The organism is Actinokineospora bangkokensis (assembly GCF_001940455.1).
In the GTDB taxonomy this organism is placed as follows: domain Bacteria; phylum Actinomycetota; class Actinomycetes; order Mycobacteriales; family Pseudonocardiaceae; genus Actinokineospora; species Actinokineospora bangkokensis.
In genome coordinates this window covers 42921-55085 of sequence record NZ_MKQR01000020.1, presented here as the reverse complement: position 1 = coordinate 55085, position 12165 = coordinate 42921, and the positions used below count along the sequence as shown (strand labels likewise).

Annotated in this window: 9 protein-coding genes; 7 read left to right on the top strand and 2 right to left on the bottom strand. The window is 74.5% G+C overall.

Going from position 1 to position 12165, the window contains the following annotated elements; genetic code table 11:
* Positions 1-142 precede the first annotated feature (142 nt).
* The 4 genes from BJP25_RS20245 (at position 143) to BJP25_RS20230 (ending at position 4334) form a co-directional block, all read left to right on the top strand.
* Positions 143-1342: a bifunctional cobalt-precorrin-7 (C(5))-methyltransferase/cobalt-precorrin-6B (C(15))-methyltransferase gene (locus BJP25_RS20245; RefSeq protein WP_075976569.1), complete on the top strand. Its 1200-nt coding sequence runs from the start codon at positions 143-145 to the stop codon at positions 1340-1342.
* 196 nt (positions 1343-1538) lie between these two features.
* Positions 1539-2327, top strand: a complete 789-nt coding sequence (locus tag BJP25_RS20240) for a S1 family peptidase (RefSeq protein WP_332888641.1) — start codon at positions 1539-1541, stop codon at positions 2325-2327.
* 199 nt (positions 2328-2526) lie between these two features.
* Positions 2527-3372 (top strand): alpha/beta hydrolase, encoded by an 846-nt coding sequence (locus BJP25_RS20235; protein ID WP_143219218.1) that lies wholly within the window; start codon positions 2527-2529, stop codon positions 3370-3372.
* A gap of 53 nt (positions 3373-3425) precedes the next feature.
* Positions 3426-4334, top strand: coding sequence for a hypothetical protein (locus tag BJP25_RS20230; RefSeq protein ID WP_075976567.1), 909 nt, complete (start codon positions 3426-3428; stop codon positions 4332-4334).
* Between the two features lie 20 nt (positions 4335-4354).
* Here the strand turns inward: BJP25_RS20230 and BJP25_RS20225 are convergent, their stop codons facing one another.
* Positions 4355-4570, bottom strand: coding sequence for a hypothetical protein (locus BJP25_RS20225; RefSeq protein ID WP_075976566.1), 216 nt, complete (start codon positions 4568-4570; stop codon positions 4355-4357).
* 355 nt (positions 4571-4925) lie between these two features.
* On the opposite strand from BJP25_RS20225, the gene BJP25_RS20220 reads away from it, so the two are divergent.
* Complete coding sequence (locus BJP25_RS20220) at positions 4926-6431, top strand: DEAD/DEAH box helicase (RefSeq protein ID WP_075976565.1); 1506 nt, start codon at positions 4926-4928, stop codon at positions 6429-6431.
* Positions 6432-6550: 119 nt separating this feature from the next.
* On the opposite strand, the gene BJP25_RS20215 is transcribed toward BJP25_RS20220, so the two are convergent.
* On the bottom strand, positions 6551-10123 hold the full coding sequence (locus BJP25_RS20215; protein WP_158075691.1) for a carboxypeptidase regulatory-like domain-containing protein: 3573 nt from the start codon (positions 10121-10123) through the stop codon (positions 6551-6553).
* A 250-nt stretch (positions 10124-10373) separates the two neighbouring features.
* On the opposite strand from BJP25_RS20215, the gene BJP25_RS20210 reads away from it, so the two are divergent.
* On the top strand, positions 10374-10877 hold the full coding sequence (locus tag BJP25_RS20210) for a winged helix-turn-helix domain-containing protein (RefSeq protein ID WP_075976564.1): 504 nt from the start codon (positions 10374-10376) through the stop codon (positions 10875-10877).
* 48 nt (positions 10878-10925) lie between these two features.
* Complete coding sequence (gene cobA, locus BJP25_RS20205) at positions 10926-12146, top strand: uroporphyrinogen-III C-methyltransferase (RefSeq protein ID WP_075976563.1); 1221 nt, start codon at positions 10926-10928, stop codon at positions 12144-12146.
* The last annotated feature ends 19 nt before the right edge of the window (positions 12147-12165 follow it).

Here is a 12165-nt window from a genome sequence, read left to right as displayed (position 1 = left end):
ACGCCAGACAAATCCCGGATCTTTTCAAGCTCTGCGCAGCAGAGCCCCCACCCGGCGCGCCGGGCAAGTCCCGCGCTCTTCGCTCCGCGCAAGCAGATCCTCGACTTCACCCCCCACCCCCACGCGTGGTCGAATACCGCGCATGACCGTGACGGTGATCGGCCTCGACCGGATGGGCTTGCCCCCGGGGGCCGGGTCCGTGCTGGCGCAGGCCCGCCTGGTCGTGGGCCCCAGGCCCCTCCTGGAGCGCCACGTCCCCCCGGACCGCCCCGTGCTCGACACCGCGGCGGGCGTCCCCCTCGACGAGGTCGCCCGCGCCGAGGGTCCCGTCGTCGTGCTGGTGCCCGGGGACGCGGGCTACTTCGGGGACCTGCGCGCGCTGCGGGAGCGCAAGGTCGACGTGGTGGTCTGGCCGTCGGTGACCGACGTGCAGCGGATGGCGGCGCTGGTGCGCAGGCCGTGGGACGACATCACGGTGGTGAGCGCCCGGGGCCGCGACTTCCGGCACGCGGTGAACGTGTGCCGGGCGCGCAAGGCCGTCGCGGTGCTGACCGCCCCGGGCGCGGGCCCGGCGGAGCTGGCCAGGGAGCTGCACGGGTGGCGGCGCAACATCGCGGTGCTGGAGGACGTGGGCAGCCCGGGGGAGCGGCTGTCCATCGTGGACGTCTCCGAGGTGGAGCGGCGGGCGTGGCGGCAGCCGTCGCTGGTGCTGTGCCTGGCGTCGCTGGACGCGGTGGGCCGGGAGTCGTGGATCGCGGGCGGCGAGGTGGTGCCGCCGGTCGGCGGGTGGGCGCTGGACGAGGGCGCGTTCGCGACCCGGGCGGGCGTGGGCACCGCGCCGGAGGTGCGGGCGCTGGCCCTGGCCCGGTTGGCGCCGCGGCCGGGGGTGCTGGTGTGGGACGTGTGCGCCGGGTCCGGGGCGGTGGGGATCGAGGCGGCCCGGTTGGGCGCGGCGGTGGTCGCGGTGGAGCGCGACTCGGGGTTGTGCGTGCGGATCGTGGCCAACGCGGGCGCGCACGGGGTGGACGTGCGGCTGGCCGACGGCGACCCGCTGCGGGTGCTGCCCGACCTGCCCCGGCCGGACTCGATCTTCCTCGCCGCCGCTGAGCCGGACGTGGTGCGCGCGTGCGCCGGGGCGGGCGCGGAGCGGGTGGTGGTCGTCGTGCCGGAGCTCGACCGGGTCGGCGCGACCCGCCAGGTGCTCGCTGACGCCGGGTACGCGGTGGGCGGGTGCCAGCTGTCGGTGGCGAACGTCGTGGGGGTCGAGGGCGGTGGCACCGGGTTGGCGCCCGCCTCGTTGACGTTCCTGCTGTGGGGGGAGCGCTCGGGGTCGGCGGCCTGACCGGCGCGCCCCCCGGGGCCAAGACCATCCGAAAGTCGGGTGTGTCCGGTAATAACCATCCCCAGGTCAGAGCGGTGATCGACCACCTTTCACCTGTTCGGCCCCATCCGTACGGGGGTGTTGCCCGCCGTGACCTGCCGGTAGCCATGAGTCAAGGCCGGGACCCAAGCCCGGCGACGGCTCGAAGGAGATCATCGTGGCTGAGGCAAAGCGGCTCGTCCGCTTGATCGGGGTTGCCGCAGCGGTGTTCGCGGCGGGTGCCGCCGCGACCGTGTCGACCGCGCAGGCCGACACCGTCACCCCCTACATCGTCGGCGGCGAGGGCGCCGACATCGCCGACTACCCGTTCACCGTGGCGCTGACCACGCCGGACGGCTTCCAGTTCTGCGGCGGCTCGCTGGCCAGGGCGAACAAGGTCGTCACCGCGGCGCACTGCGTCGACGGCAGCTCCCCCGCCGAGGTCCAGGTGGTCTCGGGCCGGACCGACCTGACCGCCGCGGGCGGTGAGACCGCGGGCGTCACCGGCATCTGGGTCCACCCGGACTACTCCGACCCCTCGATCAGCGCCGACGTCGCGGTCCTGACCCTCGACACCAGCCTGTCGGCCACGCCGATCGACGTGGCGGGCGCCGGGGACGAGGGCCTCTACGCCGAGGGCACCACCACGACGGTGCTGGGCTGGGGCGCGACCTCCGAGGGCGGCTCCACCTCCGACACCCTGCTCAAGGTCGACGTGCCGGTCGTCTCCGACTCCGACTGCACCACCGCCTACAGCTCGGACTACATCGCCGACTCCATGGTCTGCGCGGGCGTGCCCGACGGTGGCCTGGACTCCTGCCAGGGCGACTCCGGCGGCCCGCTGGTCGCGGGCGGCAAGCTGATCGGCGCGGTGTCCTGGGGCGAGGGCTGCGCCCGGCCGGGCAAGCCGGGCGTCTACACCCGCCTGGCGTCGTTCTCCAGCGACATCGAGGCCCAGCTGGGCTGACCCCGGTGCGCGGTGGGGACCGGTGCACCGGCCCCCACCGCCGCCTGTGGGCGGTGCGAAAAAAACGGGGCAGTATTGTCCATCCGTTAGTCGCTGTCACGCGATCCCAGCAGGGGTGTGGGCTTTTGCGCGCTCTGGCCCTAGGGTCGTCAGCCGCCCCTAAGATCCACCCCAGGGGTCCGTGACGAGCGGAGAAGTCGTGAGCGCTGCGCGAAGAACCCGGCTGTCCCGCCGGGCTGTGCTGACACTCGGGGCAGGCCTGGGCGCGGGCCTGCTGGCCGGGTGCCAGCGCGAGCCCGCCCCCACCGGCACCGGGGCCCAGCTGCTGGCGGGCAACCCGACAGTGCCGGACACCGACCCGGTCATCACCCGGCGCGACCTGTCCACCGGTCGGGCCCGCGAGGTCGACGTGGTGGTGATGCGGCCCAGCGGCGTGCCCGCCCAGCCGATGCCGGTGTGCGTGACCCTGCACGGCGGCAAGTACGGCAACGCCAAGTCGATGGTCTCCCTGGGGCTCCAGCAGGCGCTGACCGGGCTGGTCAAGCAGACCGGGGTGCCGTTCGCGCTGGCCGCGGTGGACGGCGGCAACTGGGTCGGGGACAAGGACGACGACCCGCAGCGGATGCTCATGGACGACCTGCCCGGCTGGTTGGACCGGCTGGACCTGGCCACCACCCCGTTCGCCGCGCTGGGCGTCGGCGAGGGCGGCACGGGCGCGCTGACCCTGGCCCGCACCCCCGGCCTGTCCGCGGTGGCGGCCATCAGCCCCACGCTGTTCGACACCTACGCCGACGCCGCCAAGTCCGGCATCTACCAGACCCGGCAGAGCTGGGAGCAGGGCGAACCGCTGCGGCACACCCCGCAGTACGCCAACCTCCCGGTCGGGGTCTGGTGCGGCACCGACGACCGCGACTTCCTCGCCACCAGCCGCGAGTTCGCGGAGAAGGCCCGCGGCAAGCTCACCACCGGCCCGGGCGGGCACGACGACGCCTACTACCGCCGGGTGCTGCCCGACGCGCTCAAGTTCGTCGCGGGCTACCTGTAACCTCGTCCGCTGCGGGCGACCCGGCCCGCGCGGGTGAGTGGGGGCCAGCAGCGATGTCGGACGAGCCGCGCTTCGAGCAGCAGGGGCGTTCGACCGGGGGTGGGGAGCCGCTGCGGCTGGGCGTCGTCCCGCTGCGCCCGCTGGGCCTGGGCGACCTGCTCTCCGGCGCCGTGCAGGCCGTGCACCGCAACGCCGGGCCGCTGCTGGGGTTCGCGCTGCTGCTGATGCTGTGCGTGGAGCTGCTGCGCTGGGTGGTCAGCACCCTCGTGCTCGGCGGCCTGCCCGACAGCGCGGGCGTGGTGTCCGCGACCGGGGTGCTCAACCGCTCGCTGCTCAGCGACGTCGCGGTGGACACCCTCATCCAGTCCACGCTCTCCGGCCTGCTGGGGCTGGTGTTCACCGGCGTGCTGACCGTCGTGGTGATCCGCTCGGTCTTCGGCCACTCCCCGGGCCTGCGGCAGGCGTTCGCCGAGTCCGCCCCGGCGCTGCCCAGGATGTTCGTGGCGTGGCTGGTCCAGGCGCTGCTCGTGGGGGCGATCCTCGCCGCCGCCCTGCTGCTGGTGGCGGTGCTGGGGCCGCTGGCGGTGCTGGTGCTGCTCGGCGCGATCGTGGCCGTGCTCTACCTCACCACCGCGTTCAGCTTCAGCCTCTTCGCCGTGGTCATGGAGGACTCGCCCGCGCTGGCGTCGCTGGGCCGGTCGCGGCAGCTGGTGCACGCGGTCGGCTGGTGGCGGGTGTTCGGCATCAGCATGCTCGTCGGTCTGGTGAGCCTGCTGCTGGTGTCGGTGGTGCAGGCGGTGTTCAGCGTGGTCAGCGGCGGCAGCATGGTCACCGAGATCCTGGCCGCGGCGGTCGTCAGCGCGGCGCAGCTGGCCTACGGCGGTGCGGTGTCCTGCCTGCTCTACTTCGACCACCGCGCCAGGACCGAGGGCATCGAGGGCCTGTGGCAGAAGGCGGGCTGAGCGCCCGCCCCCCGCGCGTCCTAGAGGTCGGCGGTGTTGTCGGCGTCGTCGGCGTCGTCGGTGTCCAGGCCGAGCATCCGCAGCAGCGTCAGGCAGTCCTGGGCGTCGACGGCGTAGCTGGCGACGGTGCGCGCCGCGCGCACGCGCTTGGCGCTCATGTCCTCCCGGGCGTCAGCGCGGGCCTGGGTGAACTCGTCGGCGGCTCCGCGCGTGTAACCGGTGTCGCTGACAGTCATGTGGTGCTCCAAAGGGGATGGGGGGCACCCGCGCGGGGCACGGGACGACCGTGCGCGCCAGGGTGCGTGGGGTCTTTCACGGAGGGTCTGCGCTCGGGCCCAGGGACCGCGCGCAGGCCGGGCTGACCAGCCGCGGCGCGCCGGGGTCCCGGCCGGGAAAAACCCTACCCCACCCGGCATCGGCCCCCGGGGCGGGCGGGCACCGGTACGATGTGCGCCGGGTGGCGCCACCGGCGACGCCCGCCGGTCCCCCGACGCCGCGGCCGGGTTCCGCGGGCGCGGTCGGACCACGCCCGGCGGCCTGCCCGGCGCGGCACCCGTGGTCCGGCACCGACCCGACCCACGGAGCAGCCCCATGGCGGTCCGCCGCCCCACCCCCGGTTTCGCCGATCTCGGCGTGCCCGCCCCGCTGGTGTCCGCGCTGGCCGGGATCGGCGTGCACGAGCCCTTCCCGATCCAGGCCGCGACCCTGCCGGACTCGCTGGCGGGCCGGGACGTGCTGGGCCGGGGCCGCACCGGCTCCGGCAAGACCTACGCCTTCCTCATCCCCGTGCTGGCCCGGCTCGCGGGCGGCCGCCCGGCCCGGCCCGGCAAGCCGCGCGCGCTGGTGCTCGCCCCCACCCGGGAGCTGGCGACGCAGATCCTGGAGTCCGCCGAGCCGCTGGCCAGGGCGCTGGGCCTGCGCGCCACCACCGTCTTCGGCGGAGTGCGCCCCGGCCCGCAGATCACCGCCCTCAAGGCGGGCGTCGACCTGCTGGTGGCCTGCCCCGGCAGGCTGGCCGACCACCTCGCCGAGGGCCACGCCGCGCTCGACGACGTCGCCGTCACCGTGCTCGACGAGGCCGACCACATGGCCGACCTCGGCTTCCTGCCCGCGGTGCGCAGGCTGCTCGACCGCACCCCGCGCGACGGCCAGCGGCTGCTGTTCTCGGCCACCCTCGACAACGGCATCGACGTGCTGGTCGACCGCTACCTCACCGACCCGGTGACGCACAGCGTGGACTCGGCCAAGTCCCCGGTCGCGGCCATGACCCACCACGTCCTGCACGTCGACGGCACCAACCGGCTGCCGGTGCTGGTGGACCTGGCCTCGGCGCCCGGCCGGTCGCTGGTGTTCACCCGCACCCGCCGCGGCGCCACCCGGCTCACCCGCCAGCTCGTCGCGGCGGGCGTGCGGGCGGTGGAGCTGCACGGCGACCTCGGGCAGAACGCGCGCACCCGCAACCTCACCGCGTTCGCCGAGGGCACCGCCCCCACCCTGGTCGCCACCGACATCGCCGCGCGGGGCATCCACGTCGACGACGTGACCCTGGTCATCCACGCCGACCCGCCGGTGGAGCACAAGGCGTACCTGCACCGCTCCGGCCGCACCGCGCGCGCGGGGGCCTCGGGCACCGTGGTGACCCTGATGACCGACGAGCAGGTCGAGGACGTCCGCGCGCTGACGAAGAAGGCGGGCATCACCCCGACCACCACCAAGGCGGGCCCCGGGCACCCGCTGCTGGCCCAGCTCGCCCCCGGCGAGCGCGTCCTGGTGGCCCCCGACGACCGCCCGGCCCCGCCGAAGCGCCCGCAGCGCAAGCGCAAGCCCGCCGCGAAGGAGGCGGGTGAGGCGGCGCAGCCCAAGCAGGGCAGGCAGGGCAAGGAGAACCCGCGCGCGCCCAAGCAGGCCGAGCAGCCCAAGCCGCCCCGCAACCGCGACCAGCAGCCCAAGGAGCGCACCCCGCGCGGGCAGCGCACCCGCGGTCAGGCGCAGCAGCCCCGGGCGGCCGAGCAGCCGCGCAGCGGGGCCCAGCAGCCCTCGGGCGGTGGCGCGGCGGCGTTCTCCGCGCGCTCGGGGCGCTCGCGCAGGCCCCGCTAGTCGTTCCCGCCACCCGCCTGGCAGCCCTTGTGGGACGAGCCCTGGCGGATCGGGCCGATGACGCGGAAGGGCCCTCCCGGTGTCGCACCGGGAGGGCCCTTCCTGTTCACGCGGAACCGCTACGGCTGGGCGCGGTCCGGTCGGTGCGTCACGCGCAGGGCGTTGATCACCGGCGGCAGCTTGCCGCGCTGCGCGGCCAGTTCCACCGAGATGGAACCGCCCTGCGGCACGCTCACCCAGAACTGCCTGGTGTCCGCCGCCAACGCGCCCACCGCGGCCGCGATGTCGTAGTTGGCGAGCACCTTCGTCCCGTTCACCGACACGTCGAACACGCGCTTGCCGGGCGCCAGGCCCGCCTTGAGCTCCGCGAACGACAGCTCCACCTGGTAGGTGCCCGCGGGCAGGCCGTCGAAGCGGTAGCCGCCGGCGCTCTCGCGCTGCGACTGGAACAGCGCGTCGTCGGTGGTGCCCGCGATGTCCTTCTTGGACGTCACGACCGGGCCGCCGCTGAGGTAGCCGTAGCCGCCCGGCGCCCAGGCCTTGTCCGCCACCCACGCGTCCGCGCCCTGGTCGGTGTACCCGGTGGTGCCACCGACGTCGACACCGGTGCGGTAGGCCGGGACGACCAGGCTCACCGGGACGGTGATGGTCGGCGTGCGGCCCGCGTTGGTGGTCAGGGTGAGCGACGCGGTGTGCACGCCCGGCGGCAGGCCCACCGGGTCGACGCGCACCGTGATGTCCTGCTGCGCGCCCGGCGCGACCGTGCCGGAGCCCGGCACCGCCCACGCCCACGGCACCCCGGTGGCCACCGAGAACGTCAGCGCTTGGTCGCTGGTGCTCTTCAGCGGCAGCACCGCGGTGCGCAGCTGGCCGGACTGGCCCAGGAACACCACCGGCGTGGTGGCGATCTCCGCGCGCGGTGTCTTGAGCGCGAAGTCCGCCGTCACCGCGTCGCCCACGGTGATGGCGCGGGTCTGCGTGGCGTAGTTGGGCTTGGACACCTCCACCGTGTACGCGCCCGCCAGCAGGCGCGCGGAGTAGCGGCCGTCGGCGTCGGTGGTGAGCTTCGCGGTCTCCGCGGTGCCCTTGAGGACCCGCACGGTCGCGCCCGCCAGCGCCGCCTTGTCGTTGGCGTCGGTGACGCGGCCGGTCGCGGTGGCCGACGGCGGGAGCTTGAACCGGATCGCGGTGCCGTTGGCGAGGGCGGCGCTGTTGAACGAGTACTGCAACGCCACCGTGCCGGTCGCGTTCTCGATGCCCACGGTCGCGGACTCACCGCGCTCGCGGGTGCTGTTCGGGTCGATGCCCCGGTAGCGGAAGGAGATCTCCCCGCTCTCGGACAGCACCGTCTCGAAGTCCAGGCGCGTGGCGGTCGACTGGTAGAACGTCGCGTTGCGCCACTCGATGACGAACTCGCGGTTGGGCGCCGTGCCCAGGGTCTTGGTGGCGACCCGGCTCGCGGAGTCGATCGTCAGGTCGTCCCAGAACGGGTAGACCGCCGCGTTGGGCACCGCTGCCGCCGGGATGGCCACGTTGGAATAGGCGCGGTTGGAGGCCAAGAAGTTCAGGTAGCCGTTGGTCGCCACGTAGGCCTGCGTGTAGGTGTTGCCGTAGAAGAAGAACCCGAACGGCAGCTGCACGGGCACGTCCGCGTCGTCGCCGGTCAGCGGCAGCGCCGTGTCCGCCTCCACGTACGGGGAGGTGTCGAGGACGCAGTAGGTGCCGAAGGAGTCCGACCGGTTGGGCAGGGTGATCGCGACGGTCTCGTCGCCGTCGACGACCAGGTCCTGCACCTTCGGGTCGGTGCAGCCGCCCGCGGAGGCGGACAGCCGGTAGGTGCCCTCGGGCACGTTGGGGATGCTGTAGGAGCCGTCCCCGGCGCTGGTCACCGCCGCGATCGGGGTGCCGTCGACCTTGATCGTGGCGTTGGCCACCGGGCCCTGCGAGTTGCTGACCACACCGGAGACGGTGTGCCGGGCCACCGGCGCGAGCGCCGGGGACACGGTGGTCGTCTGGTCCTGGGTGATGGTGGCCGTGGCGGTGGTGCTGCCGTAGCCGAACGCCGACAGCGCCAGCTGGTAGTCCCCGACCGGCAGGGTCGAGGTGAACGCGCCCTCGGCGTCGGTGCGCAGGGTGCGGTTGCTCGGGCCGGTGATGGCCACCGAGGCGCCCGCCACCGGTGCGCCTGTGGCCGAGTCGGTCGCGGTGCCGGACAGGGTGCCGACCGGGCCGCGCGGCGAGCGGTCGACCGCGGCGTAGGCGTCGAGCTTGCCCTCGCCCCAGATGTTGTTGTCCGCCGCGGTGCCGCCGCAGGAGGTCGCGTTGACGTCCACGGCGGTCTCGTCGAGCAGTTCCTCGGTGCGCTCGACGTCACCGACCAGCGACGGCGCGGCCGACCACATCAGCGCCACGGTGCCGGAGGTGTGCGGCGCCGCCATCGACGTGCCGCTGTAGACGTCGTAGTCGTTGCCGGGCACCGAGGAGCGCACGTCCTCACCGGGGGCGGCGATGTTCGGCTTCACGTCGCCGTTCTCGCCGGGGCCCCGGCTGGAGAAGGACGCGATCTGGCCCGCGGCGTTGAACGCGCCGGAGGCGTAGGTCGCGGTGGTGTCGCCGGGGGAGCCCGCGGTGTTGCAGCTGGGCCCGGAGTTGCCGTTGGAGAACGACGGGAAGATGCCCGCCGCGCGCCACGCGGTCACCGTGTCGGTGTACCAGGGGTCGATCGCGGCGCCGTTGGACGAGCCCCAGGAGTTGTTGACCACGTTGGGCCGCAGGTCCGGGCGCGGGTTCGCGCCGGACAGGTCGGTCGGGGCGAGCATCCACTCGCCGGAGGCCAGCAGCGAGGCGTCCGAGCAGCCGTTGGTCTCGCAGCCCTTGGCCGCGATCCACCTGGCGCCGGGGGCGACGCCGATCTGGTTGCCCCCGCCGTCGTCGCCGACCATCGTGCCCATGGTGTGCGTGCCGTGACCGTTGTTGTCGCACGGCGCGTCGGTGGGGCACACCCCGGCCGGGTCGTACCAGCTGTAGTTGTGGTCGAAGGTGCCGCCACCGGTGTTGCCGCGGTACTGGCCGACCAGGGCCGGGTGGTCGTACTGGACGCCGGAGTCGACGTTGCCGACCACGATGCCCTCGCCGCGGTCGCCGAACTGCGACCACACGTCGTCGGCGTTGATGGCCGCCAGGCCCCACTCGACGGAGTCGACCCGGGCCACGGACTCGGCGGGCAGCGGCTTGGGCAGCTCGTAGGTGCGCGCGGGCAGGATCGCGCGCACCTCGCCGTGCGCGGCCAGCGACGTGGCCAGCGCCTCGCTGCCGCCGCGCACCCGCACGGCGTTGCTGATGAAGAAGGTGTCGTAGTCCACACCGGCGGCGTCCAGCTCCTTGCGGATGGACTGCTGGCTGCGGTCGGCCGTGGTCTTGAGCGCGTCGTAGACCGCGCGGCCGCGCTCGGCCCACCCGGCCACGGCGGACGGCCCGGACAGGTCGGCCCGGTCCGACAGCGCCACCCAGAAGTCGACGCCGTCCTTGGCGTCCAGCGCGGCGCTGACGCTCTTGTCGATCTTGTCGGTGGCGCTCGGGGCCTGCTGGGCCGAGGCGGGCGCGGTGACGGTGGCGAGCAGACCGAGGACGGCGGTGGCCAGGGTCGCGGCTGTCCGGCGCTTGCTCCTGCGCCGGAAGTGGCTTTCTGACAAGGTGGGACTCCCAACTCGCGCGGCAGGGGCGCGTGGTGACCACCGGTGGTCGTGTGCTGACGCACCGGTTCCCCCTGACGCTGCCTGATGGCCCGTGACAAGAGAAGGCGCGCTCCCGGGCGTTCTGGGGTCGTTTGACGGTCGGTGACCGGATTCTGCCCACAACACCCGACCGGACGAGTAATGGGATGACCCCCTTCGGTGATGAACTCGTCAGTGAATGTCGAACGCGCTGCGGGGGTGGTGACCGGTGGAGACCGGTGAGGTGATGGAGCGGGTCGACACCCCGCTGGTGCTGTGCGTGGGCACCAGCGCGGAGCAGTTGGCGGCGGTGGCGGCCGCGACCGGGGGGCGCGCCGCGGTGCTCTACCTGCCCGACCAGCGGGCGCTGCGCGACGCCCTGGACGCCGCGCTGGCCCCGCCGCCGCTGCCCGCGGCGCACCGGGTCGTCGAGTGCGCCGGGCTGCGCCTGGACACCGGCACGCGCGCGGCCAGCTGGCTCGGGGTGGCGCTGGCGCTGTCGGCCAGGGAGTTCGACCTGCTGGTCGCGCTGGCGGGGGAGGTCGGTCGGGTGTGGACCTTCGCCGAGCTGACCACGCACGTGTGGGGCAGGCCGTACGTGGGCGACGCGCAGGCGGTGGTCTCGGCGGTCAAGCGCTTGCGCAGGCAGCTGCGAGCGCTGCCGGACGAGCTGGCGGTGGAGTCGGTGCGCGGCGTCGGCTACCGGCTGCGGGTGCCTGCTGGGTCACACTGACCGGGCTCGGTGGGTGAACGGCGGGCGACGACCCGGCATGCTGTCGGCATGAGCGAGCAGCACTACCTGGTCGGGCTCGACCTCGCGGGCCGCCGCGTCGTCGTGGTCGGCGGCGGCACCGTCGCCCAGCGGCGGCTGCCCCGGCTGGTGGCCGCCGGCGCCGCCGTCGAGCTGGTCTCCCCGGAGGCCACCCCGTCGGTGGAGGGGATGGTCGCCGCGGGCGAGCTGGTCTGGCACCGCCGCCCCTACCGGGCAGGCGACCTGGCCGAGGCCTGGTACGTGCTGTGCTGCACCTCGGACTCCGAGGTCAACGCCGCGGTGGCGGAGGAGGCCGAGCGGGTGCGGGTGTTCTGCGTGCGCGCCGACGCCGGGTCCGAGGGCAGCGCGGTGACCCCGGCCAGCGGCGAGTACGAGGGCCTGCTGGTGGGCGTGCTGGCGGGCGGAGCGCACCAGCGCTCGGCGGCCGTGCGCGACGCCCTGCTCGACGCCCTGCGCGAGGGCCGGGTGCCCGACCGGGCCACCGCGCCCGCGCTGCCCGGCGTGGCGCTGGTCGGCGGCGGCCCCGGCGACCCGGAGCTGATCACCGTGCGCGGCCGCAGGCTGCTGGCCCGCGCCGACGTCGTGGTGGCCGACCGGCTCGGCCCGCGCGACCTGCTCGACGAGCTCGCCCCCGACGTCGAGGTCATCGACGCCGCCAAGATCCCCTACGGCCGCGCCGCCAGCCAGGACGCCATCAACGACGCGCTGGTCAGCCACGCCAAGGCGGGCAAGTTCGTGGTGCGGCTCAAGGGCGGTGACCCCTACCTGTTCGGCCGCGGCTTCGAGGAGCTGATCGCCTGCGCCGAGGCCGGGGTCCCGGTGACCGTCGTCCCGGGCATCACCTCGGCGTTCTCCGTTCCCGCCGCCGCGCAGGTCCCGGTGACCCACCGGGGTGTCGCGCACGAGGTGGTGGTGGTGTCCGGGCACATCGCGCCCGCGGAGTCGTTGACCGACTGGGACGCCTTGGCCCGGCTCGGCGGCACCATCGTGATCCTCATGGGCGTGGACAAGCTCGACCAGTTCGCCGCCGTGCTGATCGCGGGCGGGCGGCCCAAGACGACACCGGTGACCGTCATCCAGGACGGCACCACGCGCAACCAGCGGGTGCTGCGCACGACCCTGGAGGCGGCGGCGTCGGACGTGCTGGCCCAGGGCATCCGCCCGCCCGCCATCACGGTCGTCGGACCGGTGGCGGGGCTGGCGGCGGAGCTGCCCGAGCTGGTGGGCTGAGCGAGGGGGGTTGCGGCAG